Raw genomic sequence first — 20,815 nt, 5'->3', positions numbered from 1 at the left:
TTACATCCCTTCATAGACAAATTCTTCGAAGTCAGACGGCACCGTAGCCATCCCAATCGCCATGATCAGAGCAACAGCACCATCGATCTTGTTTTCCACCCGCTCCTTGCGCGGATAGACATTATCCTTCGCGTCCGTGTGGCAGACGACGTTGGACATGCACCACGCTAGGACAGGATCGCCGTCATGATGCAGTCGCCCTGACAGGACCAACGCCTCCAGCTCCTTCATCGGCTCTGAAAAGTTCTGCACCGTCTGCCGATACTCCTGCATCGGCACATCTCGTTCAGTCATACGCTGGGATAACTGGGTCGCCTGCCATGGATCATAGGCCACAGCACGCACATCGAAGACGCTGACATCGCTTTGAATATCTGCCTCGATATTATCGAAATCGATAACGTCGCCGGCCGTCGCCGTAATGCGCCCTTCGATCACCCAACCCTGGTATTGCGCATTCCCTGATTCATCGACCTGCCGCTGCGGCAGATAGAAATGCGCAAAGACGTAATAATGTGTCTCGCCATCGATCTTTCGCTGGAACAGGCGGATCCGCACGGCAAGGTCAACCTTGCTCGCAAGATCGAGAGCCATGACGCATTCCTGATCGGCAAAGTCCTCGATGCGCAGGCTGTGATCTGCGCATCTGCCCCAGGCGAGCATATCCATCCAGGCCTGATTGGCGTTTACCCAGAGATCCAGATGCTTTGTCTTGAAATTGTTCTGGGCACTGGCCAGCTGCATGGCCTTGTTCGCCAGACCCGCCACATAATCGGGCATGACGGACACGCCCCAGTTCGGATTGGCTTTCTTCCAGATCTCTGGATCCGTCCAGTCATCTCCGTCATCGAGCGTGTAGATCAGCCCGAAAAGCTGGTCGTCCTCGGCCGTGTCGCCCTTGAGGGCATACGGACAGTCCTTCCAGCGGCCAAGCGCCATATTGAGCACCCGGACCATGTAGCTGCGCAGCTCGTAGCAGATCCCCGATCTGTTGGAGCCTGCCGTTGTAATAGACCAGATCATGGACTGGTCACGCTTGCCTGCGCCCGTTTCGACCACATCATAGACTTCACGGGTCTTGTGGGCATGAACCTCGTCAAGGCAGGCGAAATGAATATTCAGGCCGTCCTGCGTCTTGCCGTCACGCGACAGTGCCGTGAACTGCCCATCATTGGCCGCACAGATGATGCCTGCGACCTGACAGTCCAGACCAAACTTACGAGCCATGTCAGGGCGCTTGCCGATCATTTTCTGGGCATCGCCGAAAACGATCTTGGCCTGATCGCGGGTTGTCGCTGCCGAATAAACTTCCGGCCCCGCCTCTCCATCGGCCGTGAGCATGTAGAGTCCTACGCCCGAGGACAGGGTGCTCTTGGCGTTCCCGCGCGGGACCTCGATATAGACGCGCCGGAAACGCCTAAAGCCGGTCTTCTTGTCCACCCAACCGAAAGCCGTGGTCAGGATAAACGCCTGCCACGGCTCCAGCACGATCAACTCCCGTGCCCGTGCCTTCGGCCCCTTGATATGCGGCATCAGCGAAATGAAGCGGCAGACCCTTTCCGCCCGATCCTTATCGAAGCGGTATCCGAACCCTTTGGTCTTCTCGGCCTTTAAGTCCTGCTCCTGCCGGATACAGGCTGCGACCACATGCTGACACGCAAGGATCTTGCCGGATAACACATCGCGCACATACCGGCGCGCCAGCGCAACGTGAGGATAGGCTGCGGCCATTATCCAAACTCGGAAAAGGGACTGAACATATCGCCCTGCGTCACGTCCTTCAGCCGCAGGCGCGCCACGGGCGAAAAACCAAACTCCGATCCGACCGTCCGCATCAGACGGATGCTTTCGGCAATGATGGCCAGCTCAGGGCGCCCACGCTTCATGGTGCCCTGCCTTCCATGCGTTTCGTAGGTGTCACCTGTACCGTCCTGCAAGGCGCGCTCAGCGCGCAGCCAGCGGCTATAGGTGGCGCAATACTGGGCAAGCGCATCATGGTCCAGAAGAGTAAAAATCCCACGTTCGACCAGCACCGGGACAAGCCGGTTCCATGCTGATTTGCCATCCTCATCGAGATAGTCAGGCGGCGGCGCAACTTCCGACCTCAGACGCAGCCCGTCTTCCGGAAGCGCCCGCTTTCCGGCATTTCCTGAGACGACGCGCAGATGCGCAGGTTTCGGCTTGCGGCCCTTCATGATGACCTCCTCATGCGAAATCGCAGGAGGGCTGCCATCCAACCATCCTGTAACTTTTTCCCTCAATTTCGCGGGTGTGAAAATTTGCCCATGGCGCGGTCCGGGCACTCGGCCTCGGCAGGGATTGAAGACCCCCCTACCCCGAATTGCCCCGAGGCCGAGAAAATGGCGGAAAACCGACGTTTTTCTCAGGTTTTCCGGTTCCAGGAATGATCGCGGCTGGTCCGGGCCGAATGATGCGACTGGCACAAGGTGCGCAGATTGGTCGGATCCAGACGCCTTTCCGGCGATTCCCGCACACTTTCGATATGATCGACGTTCAATCTGTCAGTCGGTGTCCGGCAGCTGGGAACACAACAGATCGGATGCAAGGCCAGATGACGCGCCCTTACCTTTTCCCAAGCCGTATCGTATCCGCGCTGGCGGGCTGAACCGCGCTTTGCGTCGAATTCCCTGCGCCGCTGATCTTCTCCCTTGTGCCATCTGGGCCGGAAGACTGGCGCTCGAATTGGCATGGAAAACCCCGGAAAACAGGCACAAAAAAAGACGTGAACCCGTTGGGGTGCACGTCTCGCGAACTTGACTATGGAAAGTGTTCAATTTGGTCAAAACGGTCAAGCGGAAATTGTCCGGTCCGCAATTTTTCTGCGATGATGCAGCAGGCCGTCAGATACCGGCTCTTTGCCGTATTGCGTGATATCCGCAGTTTCTGGCCGATTTTCTCCCATGACAGCAGATGCTTTCCTGAGATCGGATGAACGCGCATGTGGAGCTGAACCACCAGCCGCATTTCCCGGTTTTCGCTTCCCGTGCCCAGGAACGCCAGCCAGGAGAACACAAGGTCCATCCGCGAGACGTCGTCTGGCGTCGGCCGAGGTGGACGAATGTCGCTTTCCCGCACCCATTGCAGATCCTCTTCGTCCGGAACCATGTCGGGCCAGAAGCTTCGGGCACCAGACGGACGAAGCCCATGCGCTGGCAGCGCAGCCAGCGTCCGCGCGGCTTCATCGAGCCATTCCGCAACCTGCTTGGGGACATCATGCGCCAGATCGATCCGGTGCCTGCGCTTCATGCCGCCGCCTTGACGAGGAAGTCAGACAGTTCCGGACGACGCAGACCCGTTTCGCCATAGGCCACGCGCTGCCGGTAGTCTTTCAGCGCCGCTTCCCAAGCCCGCGCAGCCTTACGTTCTTCCGCGCTTTTCGGTGCTTCCGGGATATCGCCCTTGGCAATCGCGGCTTCCACGGCCTTGGAGAAATATCCCATGTGCGAAGCCGGGTTTCCCTTGGCTCGCTGCCGATCGGCAACGTCCTTCACGACAGCCACGATAAGGCGCTCCGCATCATCGTCTGCGATGCCCTTGGCCAGCGCAGCCGCAATCCACACTCGCGTCACGCCCCAGTTCGGCATGTCGCGGGCCGGGTCGAAGCCCGCTGCCTCGAAAGCCTTTGGCCCAATGCGAGACATCAGGCCGTCTAGCTTAAGCTTATCTTCTGAAGAAGATTTAGAAGCTAAGCTAAGCTTATCGCGCGTACCCGTGAGGTGGGTTTCGGCTGGGTTTTCGGCAGGCACGGCTTTTCCTCCTGAAATGGGCATGATGGCGGTTCTCTGTCGCGGATCGTTCTGCGGGGTTACGGCTGCGTTTTTGCGCGGTCTTCCGCCCTTTTTGCCGTTCTCACGGGACGCGACCGCGCGGCGTGATGGCTGGAGCGACACCGGCAGAGCAATCGTCTGCGCATCGCGGTCCCAGGTTATCAGCTGGGTTTTCGCGTAGGTTTCGAGATAGGTTTCGATCAGGTTTTCGTCGCAGAAAACCTTGGTGCGAGCGAGCGCGGACAGCGCACCTGGGAAAGATACGTCCAGGACGCCGTCAGCCGTATTCATGATCAGGTAGGTGACGAGACGCACCCAGGACAGCACCATCACGGCTTCCATGGCGTTAAGGGCAAGATGCTCCACCTGCATCAGGGCGATGCTGGCGAGCTGCGTGCGGTGACTGGCGCTGACCTTCACGTCAGATACTCCTAGACCTGCCAACAGAGGCAGGGTTGAAAACCTAAAAACCTAGTAGGATGTCAGCCTGAAGCCGGCGCCGATTGGCGCCATGACTTCACACTGGACCAGCTCATGGATAGCCGGCCCGACAGCCGCCACATCCGCCGCCAGATAGCGGGCGAAATCCTCGATGGTCAGACCGCTTTTTCCAGGTGCGCGCACCGCAGGAACGACATCGCCGACATCTGCCAGACCAAGCCAGACAGAACGCGCCGCCAGAGACAGCGTCGACCACCGCACGTCGGACATGATGCTCCGCGCGTGCTTTCCCGGCCGCTCGCGACGCGCCATGACCTACGCTCCGCGCTGCACAGTCCAGGCACGCGCGCGAGGATCTTCTCCGGCATCCCTGAACCAGGTGGTGGAATCGTCGTACCAGACCGGACAGACACCAGTTGGGCCATGCCGGTTTTTGGCCACCAGGAGCATGCCGCGCCCTTCCTGCTGGCGGACCTGTTCCTCCAGCTCCAGGCTGCGATCATTGAACTGGTCCTCTGTTTCCCGATCCCGCTTGGCCAGACTGGCGAGCTGCTTCTTCAGGTGAAGATGCCTGCGGTGGATCAGGCAGATCACGTCCGCATCCTGTTCCAGAGCGCCGGTGTCGCGAAGGTGATCAGACTCTGGCGTCTTGTCTTCCTTGTCTTCCGATTTCCGGTTCAGCTGAGCGAGCACGATCATCGGAACATCCAGCTCTTTCGCCAGCGTCTTGAGTTCATTGCTGATTTCCGTGGTTTCTTCGTATCGACCACGCCCGCGAACAGCAGCAGATCCGCGCATCAGCTGGAAGTAATCCAATACGATGAAATCGAGGCCGCGCTTTGAGCGCTTCATACGCCGCGCACGGGATCGAAGCTGTGAGATCGTCAGTCCAGGACGTGTGTCGATTTCCAGCTGGATATGGAAAAATTCATCGACGGCGTTCTCGTATTCTTTCCATTGCCAGTCTTCCAGCGGCGGCTGGCTGCCCGTTTCCATATCGGGCCCGATATCCCACCGAAGGCCGTTGAAGATCGACCGCAGGTTCAGTCCTGTCCGCGCCGATGCCGCACGACCGGCTACCTGCTTGGCCAGCATCTCGCCAGACCAGAACAGCCCACGCTTTCCAGAGGCTGCCAGTGGCAACGCAATACCCAGACCAAGAGATGTCTTGCCGACAGCTGGACGAGCACCCACGATATAGAGATTGCCATTCGTCAGGCCGCCCGTGAGACGATCGAGCGCCTTGTAACCCCAGGACAGTCCAGCCAGACCGCCACCACGCTCCAGCGCTTCACGGGCCGAGAGAATAGCCTCACAACCGGCATCAAACAGAGAGACGTTTGGCTGGCTTTCCGACATCCCCATGGCGATACTGAGCAGCCTCGCCTCATGGCCTTCCACGATATCTTCAGCCCGCTCATCTTCCGGCCGACAACAGAGATCTGCCGTCCGCTGGCACAACGCCATCAACTGACGGCGCATCGCGGCGTCGCGGATCTCACGCGCATAATCAAACGCCATCCGAGGGCTGACATAGGCTGTCAGCAGCTTGGCAAAATACTCTTTCGGGTTTGTCTTGCCCCAGACCAGTTCGTCCGGGTGCTCAAAATGCCGAATGATTATCAGCGGATCGACATTGCGGCCCTCATTGTAAATGAGAAGGGCTTTCTCATAGATCTGGGCATTGACCGGATCCGCGAAATGATCCGGATGCAGGATCTCTTCGACGGTTTCGAGCACCTTCTTGGAGTCCACCAGGACAGCACCAAGGAGCCCATGCTCAGCAGCAATGTTCTGCGGGACCGAGCGCAGCGCACCACCGAAAACGCCGGGATCAACGAGTTTGTGAATACTCACGCGGAAACACTCCCGACAACACGCCGGCGAAAGCGCGTCAGGCGCGCATATCCCACGGCCTGGACGAGAGCATCCGAGGCGCGGCGGTTGTCATTCAGATAATTGGAGACGCTGCCAACCGGCAGACGATGACGGACACAGAAGGGCGTCAGACCGCCTGCCTGGCGGATTTGATTATTCACTTCCGTAAAAAACTGCATACTTGTGAGCAGCGGCGCATGGATGCCGCCACGCAGCGGGCGATATCGCGGGAAACGGTCAAAACCGATTGCCGCCAGAAATTCCTTCGAGGGATCGCGGCGCGAATGCCGGACGTGCGAAACGGTCGTATGTGACACGCCGCGCTGCTCCGCATAGCGGCTCTGGCTGCCAGCTGCTGCAATATCTTTATTCAATTCTGACAAAAACTGGAAAGGATCGAGCAGATCAGACACGCGCGATCTCCAGGCATGCGCCAGCCGGCAGCGGACGGCGGCGCTTTGCGCAGGCACCGGCCTTGTCCGCAACAGGACGGATCAATCCGATCTGACCGATCAACGCATGCGCGCTGCCAACCGAAATCCCGACTTTCGCCGCGATCACACGGACGGAAGACCCGCCCGCATAGAGCCGGCGCACAGCAGGCGCGATGCGGTCATAGTCAAGTGAGGGCCGCGCCATCAGCGGGACACTCCCTGCGCCTTGGTATGCACGATCTGGAGCGCATGAGTCACAACCCGCTGGAGCTTTGCCAGATCCCGCGAAAGGTCGGCCGCTTCATCAGGCGTGATGACACCATCCGCCAGAACACGAACTGTCGTGGCCATGGTCAGGCCAGCATTGCAGGCAACGCCTTCCATGATCTCAGCGACGTCACCATGACCAAGATGCAGAGGGGTGAGCGTGTAGCCGGCCGCATGCGCCATCGCGCCGAGGATCAGCGGTTCCTGGGCAAACTCGTCCAGAACAATCGCGACATCCACGGGCACGACGGCCGGATAGTTGCGGCTCTGATATTCCGAGAGCTGCGAGCGCCCCACGCGAACAACAGATGCCGCCGCGTCAATGCTGCCGATCCGGTTGATTGCGGCCTGCGTGGCCGTTTTGATGGATGCGACAGTATTCATGCGTCACCACCAGTCGCGGCCGAAGAATGTTCACCCCGGCCGCTATCGTCCATCCTGCGTTTTCCACAACCAACAGGAGACGATTCTTGAAACAGAAAATTGAAGAACTGGAAGATCGCGTTCGCAAGCTTGAACAGGCGCTTGAGAAAATGAAGAAATTTGTAAAAATGCCGAAAGATACTTCTGATGAAGAGCTGAAATACGACGGGATGTAAAACATCATTCAGGTCGTAAATCAGATCCCGCATCTGCCAGGACGAGGTCAGCTTGAACTTGTCCTGGGAGAACGCGATCTTGACCGCCGTGACATTCCGATCATGGCGCATCTTTTCGCGTTCGATCTTGCACCAGGTGCGCAGATACAGAACGGTCGAGATCAAACAGACAACTGACCCCGAACCGCAAGTCTGGATTTCTGAGAGCGATTTCAGAACCTGTCGATAGTCGTTCTCATACTGATCGCCTTGGAACGCCTTGCTCCGGACACCATCCGGATGACGGGCGCGCGGACGCAGTTTACGGATGACCGCATGGATGATTTTCATGCTGCGCAATCCTTCCTTGGAGACGGAAAAACGTCAGGCCGAATGACATGCGGAGCAATGCCCGACATTTGGGACAATTTGCACACATGTACTGCGGGAACTTTTTTCCAGCGGCACACTGCAGAGTGGGAGCGGCCAATTTCACCTCCCACTTTCTGGGGGCCTCCTGCGGCCCGAATGATGTCATCAATATCCATAGGCACAATGTGAGCATAACTCACATATCTGCGTCAAGAACAGGTGTGAGCTATTTGCACCCATTTTCCTTTAGAGACGTGCATCGTCTTTCGATGGAAGAAGCTATCGATATAGGTCAGCGCATCAAAAAACTGCGCAGAGATTTAGGCTTGAAGCAGGCCGATTTTGTGGCGGCGCTAGATATATCTAGATCATATCTCTCTAAAATTGAGTCTGGTAAGGAGCAGCCTGGACGGGAATTGCTCCTGAAAATAGCTCAGGAATACAATCTAACTTTCGACTGGCTAATCTCAGGGGTAGGCAACCGAAGCCCCCTCTACCCTCTTACCGACCAAGAGATACAATTATTGCAGGCTTTTCGCTCTCTCCCTAGCGAAGAAGCTGAAACGCACCTCAAGCTGATGCTTCAAAGGTCGGGTTTAAAAATCTGAGAAGGATTTCCAAGAATAGATAAGATTTAAAAATCTTAAATGTGAGCTAAGCGCACATTTGTCATTGACATAAAATGTGAGTATGTTGCACACAATCTCCATCATTACCCGCGATGGAGAGTTTCCGTGTCGCACATTCAAGCCCACACAGGCCGTCCCGCTACGCGCCCAGCACTGTTTGACAGACCCGCTCCACAGACGCGCAGCGGCTTTGAACAGCTCCTCACAGAGATCAATCCGAGCGTTCACGCCGCAGCGCGGGAACTCTTCGTCAACCAGCAGAACTGCCGCAATCAGGCCGGCATCCTCGACAGCTACCGAGACTATGACGGCGCCCGCATCTGGTCAGAAAATGCGTTCCAAATCGGCGAACGGCTAGACGAACTCCTGTCCGAGAACCTGATCCGCGACCCCGTTCCCGGCATTCCGGAAAAGACGGTCGAATGCCGTCCAGTCACGACATCAGCAATCGAAGAAATCGACCGCGCTCGCATGCATGACTGGTGCTGGAAGATGGTCGATGTCCTGCGAGCCGCAGCATACGGCCAGAGCTGATGCCAACCCGCAGCCAATCATCACAATTCGGCATCTGCGATGCGAAAGGCCGTGTCGTGGAACGCTATGCGACCAGGTATTTCGCCGGGCAATCCGCCCTCACATGGGCGGTCTGCAAGCGGGCCGCCGTCACCACCCGACAGGGCCGGAAGATCATTGCGCGGGCAATTCCGACGGCAGACGGATCCGCGCGCCTGGACGAAGGCCACACGCCGGAGCTGGCGCTGTGAATCTGCTGCCCATACCGAGCTAGGGAAAAGACAAACAGCCATGACACACAGCAGAAAACTCACGCCCAATCGGGCGGGACGCCCTTACCCGTTCTTCACTGTCTGCACGACGGGGACACGGCCGAACAGCAAAGATCGGGTCGACTGCACGACCTTTTCTGATGCCGAGACGATGGCAAAAACCCGATCGCGGGACACGCTTTGCCCGCAGGACATCTTCTTTTCCGGCCGCCTGGTCGCGTCCGTCGGTAGTCCGAGCATGGCAGGCCATATCCTGACCGACATGACCGTCTTCGGAAATGCCCTCCTGGAGCGCGTCAGGCATAACGCCGACCGAAAGGTCATGCCATGAGCAAGATCCTGATCACGAAGGCTGGACAGGACGCTCTGGCCAAAGAGCTGAAAAAGGCGCTCGACAAGGCGCTACTGGAGGGCCCGCGCACGACCGAAGAGATCATGATCTCTCTGGTCATTCTTCTGATCGGTGGCCAGTACTCCAACCGGGATCTGATGGATCGCATCACCGGACGGGATGGCGACGGCGGATTTCGCCGCATGGAACAGGTCGAAGTCGAGGATATCGCGATCGAGACGATCAAGCGCCTCACAGACATCTTCCCGCCAGCCAGGCGTACAAGCGCCATGAAGTCTGCTGAAGGATACCAGATCGGCGAACTGATCGGTACGGTCATCAATGCTGACACCTACCTGCCGAGCTTAGCGACCAGTGAGATCCTGGCACAGGTTCCCAGGCATACGCTTCTGGAACTGCTGCCCTCGACCGCTGGACCCGAAAAGTATGTGAGACGCGCGAAGAACGAAGATCTGCGCGCCATGATCGTGGAGGCCAAGGTCGACTGGCATCCGACATCCTTCAGCACATTCACGGAGGATCTGTCTTGATCGGGCATATTGCTGTGTGTGTCGCAACATGGGCTGCGGTCAGCGTGGTCATCACGCCGTTTCTCGCCCTGTTCTGCAGTTCAAATAATTGTTTCGATACTCACAAGCTTGGAGTTGGAAATGCTCAGGAGAGCACAGAGCAACGCCGCAATGAAGATTGACGAGCTGCCCACGGTCTACACCGTCAACGAGCTTCTGGATCACCTGAAGGGTCGTCTCGGCCGAGGAAAGCTGATGCAGCACCTTTCCCAGGTGCCTGAGTACGATGGCGGCCCCACGCATCGCCGCTGGTCCAATCGGATCGTCTTTTATCCCGAAGATATCACCCGTCTTCTGTCGAGCCTCGAATGTCCCTCAAAATCGTCAAACGCCCCAACACCAAGAACCTCTACATCCGCGGCACCATCCGGGGCACGAGCGTATGCGAAAGCACTGGAACTTCTGACCCCACGCGGGCGGAAGAATTCCGCGCCAAGCGCGAGGCCGAACTGTGGACCGAGAGCATCTACGGCAAGAAGGCAACCGTCACATTCGCCCATGCCGTAGCAGCCTATTTAGAGGCAGAGGAACGGTCGGAGACGACCAAGTTCCACCTTCGCCGCCTGCTGAACCATTTCGGCACCACGCGACTGATCGAGATCGCACAGCCGCAGCTGGACGATGCCTACCGCAAGATCCTACGGGATGGTATCTCCGCCAGCTCTGCAACCAAGATGCGCGGTGTTCTGACACCGTTGCGGGCCGTGCTCGAATTTGCGGCAATTCGCCAATGGTGCGATCGGCCAGCTTTCGACACGCCCCGGATTCCACGCGGCCGGACCACTTACCTGAAGCCGGCCGAAGTCAGACGCCTGATCGATGCCGCCGCCCCCCACCTTAAGCCCCTACTGACGTTCCTGGTCGGAACAGGCGTCAGGATGTCCGAGGCGTTGGACCTTGAATGGAAGGACGTGGATCTACGCGGCAAACAGGCCGTCGTCTGGCAGAAGCAAGGGAATGAACGCAGACTGGATCTTGTGCCGGTAGTGATGGAAGCGCTCGAAGCCCTGCCCCATCGACACGGCCATGTTTTCCGGCCGGTCCAGATCCGCAGACGATTCAAAGGAGCCGATCCGGAAAGGATCACAGGCGACCGCTACCATAACAATGGCCGAACTAGCGGCGGGCAGATCAAATCAGGCTGGGCGGCCGCCTGTCGCAAAGCTAAGCTGCCGGGTAAATTTCGTGTCTGGATCCCCAAAGGCGAAACCACAGAACGCCGTGTATTCGTCCCAGACATCACGCCACACGATCTGCGCCATACCTGGGCCACCTGGCACTACTGCCTACACAAAGACCTCCTCCGTCTGAAAGACGAAGGAGGTTGGAGCACGATCAATATGGTGACGCGGTATGCGAAGCAGATGCCTAATGTTTATTTAGGAGAAATAAATAATTTCAAAAATCATATAAATTCCAGTTCTTTTTGAGAACTGGAAGCACGGTTTTTGATGCAATCCGGGATACGAAGTCCTGAAGACGGAACTAGTATCTCTGTACCTTTTCTCTTTGTTTCAATTGAATAATTTATATCAAATTCAAATATTCTTTTTCTCTTGTAAAGCTCTCTTATCTCTGGGGTGTCGTCGTATGTAAGTATCCATGGAGTTTCGATGTTATTTATAAGTATCGATAGATCTTTGTGATCATTTTCTTCGTAAAAACTTGTATATAGTCCTTTCCCTTTATTGAAATAGGGTGGATCTATGCACATCAAAATATCGCCAGTGTTGTATTTATAAGATTCTATAAACTGAATAGCATCTAAGTTTGTAACATTTATTTGTTCTCGATATTTGTATATTCTCTCTAGCCGTCTAATTAAATCGTCTCTATTAAATCTGCAATCCATTTTGTAATTGCCGTCTTGATTGAGGCCGCCAATCACGCCAGCACCTTTGATAATTCCCGATCTATTTGTTCGATTTAGATAAAATGTGGAGAATCCCAAAGATAACAAATCATTTGTGTCTTGCTTTAGGTTAGTTAGACGTTGTCTTTTCCACTCGTCTATCGTCAATGGTGTGTTACTCACAAGGTGAATAAATTCGTCGTTGTGATTTATGGCGCTATACCAAAATGCCCATACTGCTGGGTCAAAATCGTTCAGGTGAATATCACTAACCACTCCAGAATATAGGAGCGCTAATGCCAATCCACCGCCACCAGCAAACGGTTCAGCATATCGTCTGCGGTGGAGATTATTGATTCTAAGAATCTCACACAGGAGGGGGTAAAGGCATACCTTTCCACCGGGGTAACGAAGGGGTGACACAGCCTTTACCAATTTTCCCTCCAGCATAAACTAACGCCTTCTTTTACCAGAAAGATTTATCCTGGACAGCCCTCATTGGCTCTTGCCCTTAGCGCCTTGGGCAAGGGCTAATATTAGAGGTGAAAGTGTCTCAAAATCATTGAATAAAGACTCGCTGTTAAAATGGGCTGAGGTTCTATTGTGTTTTGTTGAATTGCCGCCTTCTGATATTCTTTTTAAGGCTTCAGATATTCCCTTTGTTTTATCTCGTGCTCCTAAATCAAAGTCTTTTTCCATTCTTTGGGTACTTAAAAAAGAAACGAAATCCGTTTTCTCATTTCTGCCGTTGAGTGCTGTTAAAGTCTCTATAAACATCCATGCTGCTACGGTTAGAAGTGGAGTGTGATCCGTTAATGTAATAGTGCACATTGAGTAATATATATTTTCAAGTTTATAGCTTGGTATTTCTTTTATGGCATCTTGTATCTCTATAGAGCCGCGGATTAATTTTGGTTTTGCAGGAGGCGTGACTGTAGTGCCTTTCGATTGGGGCGGAAAAGAATAAGGCTTGGAAGGAGCATCGGCTTTTGAATCTTCCCCTCTAGGAGCAGGAGCAGGAGCAGGAGCAGGAGCAGGAGCAGGAGCAGGAGCAGGAGCAGGAGCAGGAGTATCTGAGTGATGTGGTAAATCGGAAGCAGTTGTATCAGTCTTTGAGGTATCTTCTGGCTTGCCTGCGTGTGGATATGGCCGAAAAAATACCAGCCAAGGTTCTTGTCGAGTATGAGAATATTTTGGATTGGCTTTCAAATTAGTCGAGAAGTCTACTATCTTCTCTGCATTGTCTCTGGTGTTTATCTTATTATTGATAAGTTTTTTAATAAATTCCTGTAATGAAAATTGGAAGTTCTCAAATGATAGGGTGGTTGTTAAATCTTCCCGTGATGATCCACCTATGCCGAATGTATTCCGTGTAATAGGATTGGAAAAATATCTTTGTACAGTCGATAGTTTTTTGTTTCTTTGATCTTTGGTGATCAGACCATAGTTTTCCGCTATATCAACGATAGATAATGCTAAATCATTCTTCGAGTATTTGCTATTTCTCGACTTTTGTTCGGAATTCCATTGCCTGCGCCCGCGGCCTTCGTCATACCCAGCATGTATACGATCCAGCCATAATCTAACTTCTTCTCTATTTTCAAATACCCGTACTTCAATTTTGGTAATTTTTCTGGGACTAGAATTTAATTTTCTGAATTCTCGTCGAAGTTCAGGCGGGGCGAGATCTGGGTCATTTATAAGTTTCAAAGCACATATTCGTCTGTTTCCCTCTGCGGCATAGTACGATGAGGGACTCTCTTTTATGACACCTACATACTCTAAAGGGTTTAGACCTTCTTTTACGATATCTTTCGCTAAATTAAGTATGTTTTCCTTGTTGCATAAATATTTTATGCACTCATCTTGAGAACTGAATTTATTATGCCTTGGGTTTTCGAGGTCTAAGTATATTCTATTTATAGAAATAGTTTTTCTTGACTCGGGCGGCATCATATTTCCTAACGTTACTCAACGAATGATGCGCTCGACGATAAAATGAATCATCGAGGAAGCCAATATTGTTTCTGATTGTTGCATGAAACATTGCTGCATTTTGCTATTCCGCAGCAGCTTAGAGCTATCCAGAAACTATCCAGATTCGCTTAGCTGATGAGCATTCAAAATGAGTAGATCTGCCACCTTCTCGTTTAAGAATAACGGAAAGCAATAATAGAAAACCATTGGAATTTAAGGATTTAGGATGGTGGGCGCGACAGGGATTGAACCTGTGACCCCTGCCGTGTGAAGGCAGTGCTCTACCGCTGAGCTACGCGCCCATCCGCTGGACGGGCTTCTAGCAAAGTGAGGTTTTTCTGACAAGGTCTTTTTCGCGGGAAGCCGCATTGTTTGTTCGCTCCGGCTTCCCTTTTCGGGCGCTCAGAAGCCGAACATGTGGTCCAGTGAGAACGCTCCCTGCCCGTCTTCCAGTCCGTGATAGCCGAAAAGGCGGCAGGTCAGGTCACGGATGAGGACATAGCCACCCTCCCCTGCACGATCGAGATTCGATGCTGCGAAGAGTTCGTGTGGACGCACCATGAAAGATCCGTTCGGAGCAATCTTGATCGTGGTCTGGGCCAGCAGCGAACCATTCGCTGCGTGAAGCAGGAGGACTGTTTCCGAAATGTCGGTGCCCTCAACGGAGGCTGGATGAATCAGGCAACAGAAGCTGCGCAGTGTGTTCAGAGCTGTTTTCTGGCCGAGTTTCAGGAACAGCCGGGTGGTCAGGCCCGGCGGTGGGCCTGAATAGGACTGTGGCTCCGAACGCCACGTCATGAGCGTATTGAAGATATGCGCCCCGAAGCTGGTTTCTGCGGCATGGTCGCTCTTGCGGTTCCGATATCGCATCAGGGCGTGCAGCCAGCCGTCCGCTTCACCCCCATCGCGGAAATCGTAGACCAGATCCGCATGACCCGCACGGTCCGTCAGATCATGCAGGGCCACGGCTGTGTCATGATTACGCGGCAGGTTTCCCAGAAAATGCGAACCGGTTTTTTTTCCGGATTCATCAAACAGGTCCAACCTGACGGGAAGGTTTTGAAGCGCTTCGGACATGGGGTTGGGTTGCAGGAAAGTCTCGAAGCGCTTTGGGTCGAGGATCGGGAACGGCAGCAGGAATCCCCGGCCCAGCGAAGGCGGAAACTGACGGATGGCGGGGTCAGGACGCAGATTGTCCCGCTCCACATTCAGATGGGCGATGCGGGTCCTGCCCCGCTGGGTGATTTCATAGCGCGGGCGGACCAGATGCCGCCCCGAGCGCAGTTCAAGCTGTGCGGGCCAGTGCAACCCTGGAAAGAGCGCACCGACATCGACAGCCAGCGTCTCGAATGGCCCGACCGCATGGTCGATCAGACGTGCGGCCTCCTCCCCCATACGGTTGAAAGAAATCGCGCCCGCCGGGATCGTTGTCGCATGACTGTTCTGGATCCAGACGATCAGCGTCTCATCAGGTTCCGGGGCTGGGAGGGTCGCGTAACGCACGGAGGGCCAGGCATTGGCGTCATGCGTGACAGACAGGCTCGGATCGCCGTTCTTGCCCCAGCTATCAAGCGCGTATTTTACGACGTCATGCCCACGCGCACCGAGAACGTGGATGAAAAGCTGTCCGGTAAATTCCGGCAGATCAAACCGCCGCCGTATTTCGGCGCTGTCGATTGTGATCCCCGCACCGGCTTGCGTCACCGGCTGTTCCCATTGTGCAAGAATGCTACCGCTTCCGTCATAGAGCCGCATCCAGTAGCGCAGGTTTTCGGCCGCATAGCTCGACCAGTAATTGGCCGTCACGATCCGGCAGGAAAAGCGGTCCGTTTCGCGGAAAAAAGCAAAATTGGTCGCGAAGTTGAGCTTGTCCAGATATGGCCGCCCCTTGACGATCATGTCATCCGGCAGGCGGGCTGATGCGAGGGTTTGCAGCTCCCGTCTGTTCAGGAGCCCCTTCAGGCGCGTCCGCATTTTTGCATCTTCAAACGACAGGGCGAGAATGACATCCGCTTCTGTCGTCGGAAGATCCACAAGCGCCCGCAGCGTCCCGCCAAAACCGTCCGGCTTCCCGACCTGTTCCGTGTCATGCACATAGATATGGGCCGGTTTCAGGCCCGGATAGAGTGCAGCCAGCGTGCGTGCGGCGTCATCCGGGTCGTAGACAGCGAGTGTCCGGCCTGCGAATTCGGCTTCCATGCGGATGAGGGCTTCGGCGGCAAGCGGATGCGCCAGCGCCTTGTAAAGAATATTGCCACCCTGCGGACCAAAGGTGCGGATATCGAGCATACAGGGGGCCCTTTCAGAGCTTCAGACGTCGGCGCATTTCTCTCGCCACGAGGGGGGTATCGTCAAGCGGGCCCACATCCCACGGGGCCTGTTCGGGGTCGAACAGTTTCACACATCCGGCGTCTTCAAGGGTTTTCACAAAACGTGAGATCCGGCTTGAACGCCCGGGCAGCGGAAAAATCAGAACGGGGGCTGATGTCGCCACGGCCTCGGAAATCATGGAAACGCTGTCTGTCGTTACGGCAATCATGTCCGCACAGGCCAGCATGCCCATATAGGGGTTTTCGTCGCCGCTTCCTGTCAGGATGGCAATCCCGTGCGGCTCCAGCCGTTTGCGGAAAATAGCAACCGCAGCCGGATCGGTCCGGCGCGAGGGGGTCAGAACGGCCTGCATGGTGTTGCGCCTTGTAAAGGCGATGATCCCTTCCGCTATCTGGTCTGCTTCAGCCGCGCCCAATGTGAAGCGGCCATTGGCGCCCCCGATCAGAACGGACAGAAGTGGGCGTGTATCCTGCTTCAGCCGCCCTTCCCATCGGGTACGTGCGAGATCGAGCTTCTGCTGCGTTACGGGATGAAGTGCATTGCGCGAGATCAAGACGTTTGGCCCAGTGATGCCATCATGTGTGTTGGCAATCACCAGATCGAACTTGCGGGGCGGCATGCGCGGGTTCTGGATCTGAACGACGGGCAGTCCTTCGCGTCGGGCGACGGCCCGGCCAAGCACACCTCCCGTTCCCCCAATACAGATGATGAGGCATGTATCTTCGGGAATCCTGATCGGATCGACCCGCTTCAGGGGAAACGGCCAGTACCGTGCGGGAAAATGCGACCAGAACGGCTGGATGCGCACCGGTCGGAAATCCCACTCCAGACCCGCCTTTTCCGCCAGTCCTGCCCCTTGCGCGCGCATGCCGGCGAAGTCCTCCGCGATGATGATGGCTTTCATGACGGAACTCCGCAAAAAAGAAGGTGTTTCCCGAACTGCGAGAAATTTGGCAAGAAGCGCAGATGACAACGTCCCAGACGCCCCCTGCTTCCTCGAACGCAACGCCAGCCGCTCCTGCTCCCGGATTTGAAGAGCTTGGGCTGATTGCCCCTTTGCTGGCAACTCTGGCCCAGGCCGGACACAAACGCCCGAGCCTGATCCAGGCGCAGGCCATCCCTCCTCTGTTGGAGGGAAAGGATGTTCTGGTCGGCTCCCAGACCGGTAGCGGCAAGACGGCGGCATTCGTGCTGCCCATGCTCCAGAAGCTTGAGGAGGCCGGCCCGGCGCCGGGACCCCGCGCGCTCATTCTTGAACCCACGCGCGAACTCGCCGCCCAGACCGCTGCCGTGTGCCGTCAGCTCGGGCGCAGGCTTTCCCTGAAAACACGCGTTATCTGTGGTGGGACGCCGCGTGAGCAGCAGGTCCAGTCTGTGAGCGATGGCGTGGATATCGTCGTGGCGACGCATGGCCGTCTTTTGGATCTGGTCATGCAGGCCGACCTTGTTCTGGAACATCTGACCTATCTCGTTCTGGACGAAGCCGACCGCCTGCTGGACGAGGATTTCTCTGCCAGCATGACGGCCCTGACGCCCTATTTCCCGGATCACCCGCCCCAGACCGTCTTCTGTTCGGCCACTCTGCCTGAACCCGTGATGGATCTTGCCAAGCGGGTGACGCGCAATCCTGTGCGCGTGGAAATCGCGGCGGAGTCGTTCACGCCCAAGAATATCCGCCAGCGGGCGATCTTCGTGGAAAAGGACGACAAGCCCGAAACCGTGGCCCGTCTGCTGAAGCATTTCGAAGGGCGGAGCATTGTTTTCGCGCGGACGAAGAACACGGTGGACGCGCTCGCCAAAATCCTGCGGCGCCACAACCTGCGGATCGAAACCCTTCATGGCGATCGCACGCAGGGTGCCCGTAACAAGGCTCTCGACCTGTTCCGTCAGGGGCGCGTTCCCATTCTGGTGACGACAGACATTGCCTCGCGCGGTCTCGATATTCCGGATGTGGATCTCGTCATCAACATGGATATGCCCGAAACGCCGGAAGCCTACGTTCATCGTATCGGTCGGACAGCCCGCGCCGGACGCAAGGGCGTAGCGTTTTCGCTCATTAATGTCGACGAACGGACTTTTCTGCGCGATGTGGAGAAACATATCGGCTATCGCGTAAGGATCGCGACGGAAGATTCGCTGGACCGTTAGGAACTGTCACTACTGGCGAGAATGTTCCTCGCCAGATTTTCCCATTCCTGCGCATTGTCAACGCAGGGGCGTACGGGCGGAGGAGCTTCAAGGATCGCCTCCAGCGCCCGGGCAATCGCCGTCGGGTTCGGATCGCACAGGACAGCCTGCGTATCGCCGGAAAACTGCTCGACCAGACCACCCACACGCGTTGCGACCACATAGCGCCCGCTGGCAATCGCCATCGCGCCCACGCCACTCTGGGACGCCTCACGATAGGGCAGCACTACGATATCGGCCCATTCGACCAGCGCAGGTAAGGCGTCTTCCTCAACCCAGCGGTTCTCGACGCTGACGTTCTCAAGCCCCTCGAGCCTGCGGAGTTCGGGACTTGCAGGCCCATGCCCCACCACCCGGCACTCAAACCCCTGCCGGACGTGTGGCAAAGCTTCCGCCAGAAGGTCCAGCCCCTTGTATGGAAGAAGACGCCCGAACATGAGAATGCGAGGCGCACCTCCATGCGCAAACGGGACTACCCCCGTCCCGCCGATGAAAGGTGGATGCGCAAGGGACGTCACGGGACACTGAACGGCATGAGGCCCAGAGGTCAGTCCATCGGCAACATGGCGGCTGAAGGTAACGATCTGATCGGCATGGCGGATCAAGCGGCGCTGCAACAGCCCCTGCAAGGGGTAGCCGTCTCCCGGATGAGGCTGGGCATCATGAACAATGACGACGATCCAGGCACCGGCTCTGTGAAGCACCTGCGTCATCAGCATATCCAGCGGTCCGGGCATGGCACAGATGGCAACATCCGGGCGGAAATCCCGCACGATCCGCGCAAGCTGCCTGCGAAGCCAGGGGGCGGTCAGAAGCCTTTTCAGCAGTCCACGGAGCGAACTATACGTCGCAACCTTGACCACGGCTTCGGGGGCATTCCGGCTGCGCAGGATTTCTGCCCGTTCTGACAGGCATAACAGAACATCCGTCCCCGGCACTCTCTTGAGACCATTCGCCAGATCAACTGCAATGCGTGGCCCGGCACCCCGCCGCCCCCACTGCCAGACCAGAATACGTTCGGCCAGAATACGTTTGGAACGTTTTCTCACGGCCGCACTCCAACGGCCTGCGCCGCATCTCGCAATGTCGCACCGTTCAGGCGGGTCGCGACCCTGCGCCTGGCCTGCACCCCCAGACGGGCGCGCAGATCCGGATCATCGGCTGCCGTCCGAAGAGCATGGACGGCGGAATCCATGTCGGGCTCTGCCCATTGTGTGTCCGGCATCTCCCAGATCCCACGCGGATCACGGGCGGGAATGAGAGTGTATGCAACCGGCAGACCACAGGTTTCATCCAGAAACTCGGTTGTTGCGGACCAGTCCGTTGCAATCACGCAGCGCCCGAGCGCCATGGCCTCAGCCACCACAAGCCCGAAGCCCTCGCTGCGATGCAGGGACAGCACGATATCCGCACACTCCGTCAAAGCGAGCCTGTCGGCGCCATCGAACTGGCCCGTTTCGATACAGATATTAGAAGCCCCGCCGATTGCTGCCCGGATCGTCGCCAGATCTTCGGGATAATGCGCGGTATGACCGATTTTCATAAGCAACAGCCGGTCCGTGCGGTCACCAAAGGCTTTCCTGAAGGCATGGATTGTCTCAATCGGGCTTTTGCGGACCATACTGGATGAAAGGCTGAACGAAACAAGAACAATCACGCAGTCTTCCGGCAGTCCGAAAGACGTCCGGTTGCGGCCGGAAGATTTTTCCTCGGCAAGACCAACCGGGTGTTCCACGACCCGAACCGGCCGCCCCAGCGCGTGCAGGGCATCAGCGGTGAACTGCGAGGGCGCCCAGATTTCATGCACATGTCGCCGGGCCAGGAGCCATGTTTCCGGGACGACCGGCAGCTCCCACGCCCAGTATCCGATGATCCGGCGTCCCGTCCGTAGCGCGCGTGGCATGAAAAACTGCGCATAAGGCAGCATGGGGGCATTCACATGCATCACCAGCGGCGCTCCCGGTCCGGTCATGTCCCCTTCAAGAACACAACGGTCGATATCCCATGTCGCGCAGGCAATCCCCATCTCCCGCAGCGCCCGGACCATCAGTCTTGCCCCTTCGCCCAGTCCGGAACTACGGCTGAATTCGCCCGCAACGATGATCCCCTGTGCCGCAACCGGCTTGCCCCGCCTGACCGCAGGTACGGCCAGAGCAGTCGCCCAGACAAAAAAGCGCCGCCGGGCTTCCGCAGGAAAGCGTTGCCATACTTTGTGAAAAATAGAGAGAGACTGTTTCATCGTCCGTTCATGGGTCGTCTGTCCTCGGTCGTGAACGTGGGCAAGGAGCCGAAATCTCTGAAAAACCGGGCGGAAAACACAAAACAGTAACGCCGGACGGGCCCCGGAAAAATGTGACGTCTTTCCTTTGCGGAAG

25 protein-coding genes and 1 tRNA gene are annotated in these 20,815 nt (G+C 56.3%); 8 read left to right on the top strand and 18 right to left on the bottom strand.

All coding sequences use genetic code 11. The features are described from left to right. The 11 genes from A0U94_RS06605 to A0U94_RS06555 all read right to left on the bottom strand — a co-directional run bounded on the left by A0U94_RS06605 (window position 1) and on the right by A0U94_RS06555 (window position 7,737). Window positions 1–1,731, bottom strand: a complete 1,731-nt coding sequence (locus A0U94_RS06605; RefSeq protein WP_077802874.1) for a terminase large subunit — start codon at window positions 1,729–1,731, stop codon at window positions 1–3. Beyond that, window positions 1,731–2,195 (bottom strand): phage terminase small subunit P27 family, encoded by a 465-nt coding sequence (locus A0U94_RS06600; RefSeq protein WP_077803882.1) that lies wholly within the window; start codon window positions 2,193–2,195, stop codon window positions 1,731–1,733. Before A0U94_RS06600 ends, A0U94_RS06605 begins: the two co-directional genes overlap by 1 nt. A 188-nt stretch (window positions 2,196–2,383) precedes the next feature. Then, window positions 2,384–2,710, bottom strand: a complete 327-nt coding sequence (locus A0U94_RS06595) for an HNH endonuclease signature motif containing protein (protein ID WP_077802873.1) — start codon at window positions 2,708–2,710, stop codon at window positions 2,384–2,386. Window positions 2,711–2,778: 68 nt separating this feature from the next. Then, window positions 2,779–3,267 (bottom strand): DUF6362 family protein, encoded by a 489-nt coding sequence (locus A0U94_RS06590; protein ID WP_077802872.1) that lies wholly within the window; start codon window positions 3,265–3,267, stop codon window positions 2,779–2,781. After that, the gene (locus A0U94_RS06585; protein ID WP_077802871.1) at window positions 3,264–4,208 is read right to left on the bottom strand and encodes a hypothetical protein; all 945 of its coding nucleotides are present in this window, start codon (window positions 4,206–4,208) and stop codon (window positions 3,264–3,266) included. The genes A0U94_RS06590 and A0U94_RS06585 overlap by 4 nt, the downstream gene beginning before the upstream one ends. Before the next feature lie 51 nt (window positions 4,209–4,259). Then, window positions 4,260–4,541 carry a hypothetical protein gene (locus tag A0U94_RS06580; protein WP_077802870.1) on the bottom strand — a complete coding sequence of 94 codons (282 nt, stop codon included), beginning with the start codon at window positions 4,539–4,541 and terminating at the stop codon, window positions 4,260–4,262. A 3-nt stretch (window positions 4,542–4,544) separates the two neighbouring features. Beyond that, entirely contained in the window at window positions 4,545–6,086 is a 1,542-nt protein-coding gene (locus A0U94_RS06575) for a DnaB-like helicase C-terminal domain-containing protein (RefSeq protein ID WP_077802869.1), read from the bottom strand. Beyond that, window positions 6,083–6,520 carry a hypothetical protein gene (locus A0U94_RS06570; protein WP_077802868.1) on the bottom strand — a complete coding sequence of 146 codons (438 nt, stop codon included), beginning with the start codon at window positions 6,518–6,520 and terminating at the stop codon, window positions 6,083–6,085. The genes A0U94_RS06575 and A0U94_RS06570 overlap by 4 nt, the downstream gene beginning before the upstream one ends. Continuing rightward, the gene (locus A0U94_RS06565) at window positions 6,513–6,746 is read right to left on the bottom strand and encodes a hypothetical protein (protein WP_077802867.1); all 234 of its coding nucleotides are present in this window, start codon (window positions 6,744–6,746) and stop codon (window positions 6,513–6,515) included. The genes A0U94_RS06570 and A0U94_RS06565 overlap by 8 nt, the downstream gene beginning before the upstream one ends. Beyond that, a complete protein-coding gene (locus A0U94_RS06560) occupies window positions 6,746–7,192 on the bottom strand; it encodes a hypothetical protein (RefSeq protein ID WP_077802866.1) in 447 nt (148 codons plus the stop codon). Before A0U94_RS06560 ends, A0U94_RS06565 begins: the two co-directional genes overlap by 1 nt. Continuing rightward, window positions 7,189–7,737: a hypothetical protein gene (locus A0U94_RS06555; RefSeq protein WP_077802865.1), complete on the bottom strand. Its 549-nt coding sequence runs from the start codon at window positions 7,735–7,737 to the stop codon at window positions 7,189–7,191. Before A0U94_RS06555 ends, A0U94_RS06560 begins: the two co-directional genes overlap by 4 nt. A gap of 242 nt (window positions 7,738–7,979) precedes the next feature. On the opposite strand from A0U94_RS06555, the gene A0U94_RS06545 reads away from it, so the two are divergent. The 7 genes from A0U94_RS06545 (at window position 7,980) to A0U94_RS06520 (ending at window position 11,523) form a co-directional block, all read left to right on the top strand. Next, a complete protein-coding gene (locus A0U94_RS06545) occupies window positions 7,980–8,366 on the top strand; it encodes a helix-turn-helix domain-containing protein (RefSeq protein WP_244178104.1) in 387 nt (128 codons plus the stop codon). Between the two features lie 126 nt (window positions 8,367–8,492). Continuing rightward, window positions 8,493–8,921, top strand: a complete 429-nt coding sequence (locus A0U94_RS06540; RefSeq protein WP_077802863.1) for a hypothetical protein — start codon at window positions 8,493–8,495, stop codon at window positions 8,919–8,921. After that, window positions 8,921–9,151, top strand: coding sequence for a hypothetical protein (locus A0U94_RS06535; protein WP_077802862.1), 231 nt, complete (start codon window positions 8,921–8,923; stop codon window positions 9,149–9,151). Before A0U94_RS06540 ends, A0U94_RS06535 begins: the two co-directional genes overlap by 1 nt. 40 nt (window positions 9,152–9,191) lie before the next feature. Then, entirely contained in the window at window positions 9,192–9,503 is a 312-nt protein-coding gene (locus tag A0U94_RS06530; RefSeq protein ID WP_077802861.1) for a hypothetical protein, read from the top strand. Continuing rightward, window positions 9,500–10,054, top strand: a complete 555-nt coding sequence (locus A0U94_RS06525) for a hypothetical protein (protein WP_077802860.1) — start codon at window positions 9,500–9,502, stop codon at window positions 10,052–10,054. The genes A0U94_RS06530 and A0U94_RS06525 overlap by 4 nt, the downstream gene beginning before the upstream one ends. Then, the gene (locus tag A0U94_RS15900; protein WP_167369365.1) at window positions 10,051–10,215 is read left to right on the top strand and encodes a hypothetical protein; all 165 of its coding nucleotides are present in this window, start codon (window positions 10,051–10,053) and stop codon (window positions 10,213–10,215) included. Before A0U94_RS06525 ends, A0U94_RS15900 begins: the two co-directional genes overlap by 4 nt. A gap of 186 nt (window positions 10,216–10,401) precedes the next feature. Continuing rightward, a complete protein-coding gene (locus tag A0U94_RS06520) occupies window positions 10,402–11,523 on the top strand; it encodes a tyrosine-type recombinase/integrase (RefSeq protein WP_077802859.1) in 1,122 nt (373 codons plus the stop codon). Here the strand turns inward: A0U94_RS06520 and A0U94_RS06515 are convergent. From A0U94_RS06515 to A0U94_RS06500, 5 genes are all read right to left on the bottom strand, one after another. Then, the gene (locus A0U94_RS06515) at window positions 11,499–12,380 is read right to left on the bottom strand and encodes a DNA adenine methylase (RefSeq protein WP_244178103.1); all 882 of its coding nucleotides are present in this window, start codon (window positions 12,378–12,380) and stop codon (window positions 11,499–11,501) included. The genes A0U94_RS06520 and A0U94_RS06515 overlap by 25 nt on opposite strands. A gap of 60 nt (window positions 12,381–12,440) precedes the next feature. Continuing rightward, on the bottom strand, window positions 12,441–13,901 hold the full coding sequence (locus A0U94_RS15895; RefSeq protein WP_167369364.1) for a hypothetical protein: 1,461 nt from the start codon (window positions 13,899–13,901) through the stop codon (window positions 12,441–12,443). A 248-nt stretch (window positions 13,902–14,149) separates the two neighbouring features. Further along, window positions 14,150–14,224: transfer RNA gene (locus tag A0U94_RS06510), tRNA-Val, on the bottom strand. 100 nt (window positions 14,225–14,324) lie between these two features. Next, window positions 14,325–16,211 (bottom strand): hypothetical protein, encoded by a 1,887-nt coding sequence (locus A0U94_RS06505; protein ID WP_077802857.1) that lies wholly within the window; start codon window positions 16,209–16,211, stop codon window positions 14,325–14,327. 13 nt (window positions 16,212–16,224) lie between these two features. After that, complete coding sequence (locus A0U94_RS06500) at window positions 16,225–17,157, bottom strand: mitochondrial fission ELM1 family protein (protein WP_077802856.1); 933 nt, start codon at window positions 17,155–17,157, stop codon at window positions 16,225–16,227. Between the two features lie 62 nt (window positions 17,158–17,219). Between A0U94_RS06500 and A0U94_RS06495 the strand changes: the two genes are divergently transcribed. After that, window positions 17,220–18,401 (top strand): DEAD/DEAH box helicase, encoded by a 1,182-nt coding sequence (locus tag A0U94_RS06495; protein ID WP_077802855.1) that lies wholly within the window; start codon window positions 17,220–17,222, stop codon window positions 18,399–18,401. Here A0U94_RS06495 and A0U94_RS06490 read toward each other — a convergent pair. Continuing rightward, window positions 18,398–19,489, bottom strand: a complete 1,092-nt coding sequence (locus tag A0U94_RS06490) for a glycosyltransferase family 4 protein (protein ID WP_244178102.1) — start codon at window positions 19,487–19,489, stop codon at window positions 18,398–18,400. The genes A0U94_RS06495 and A0U94_RS06490 overlap by 4 nt on opposite strands. Next, window positions 19,486–20,679 carry a glycosyltransferase family 4 protein gene (locus tag A0U94_RS06485; protein WP_077802854.1) on the bottom strand — a complete coding sequence of 398 codons (1,194 nt, stop codon included), beginning with the start codon at window positions 20,677–20,679 and terminating at the stop codon, window positions 19,486–19,488. The genes A0U94_RS06490 and A0U94_RS06485 overlap by 4 nt, the downstream gene beginning before the upstream one ends. Between the last annotated feature and the right edge of the window lie 136 nt (window positions 20,680–20,815).

The organism is Gluconobacter albidus (assembly GCF_002005485.1).
Lineage (GTDB): Bacteria > Pseudomonadota > Alphaproteobacteria > Acetobacterales > Acetobacteraceae > Gluconobacter > Gluconobacter albidus.
This window is presented reverse-complemented; position numbering and strand designations above follow the sequence as displayed.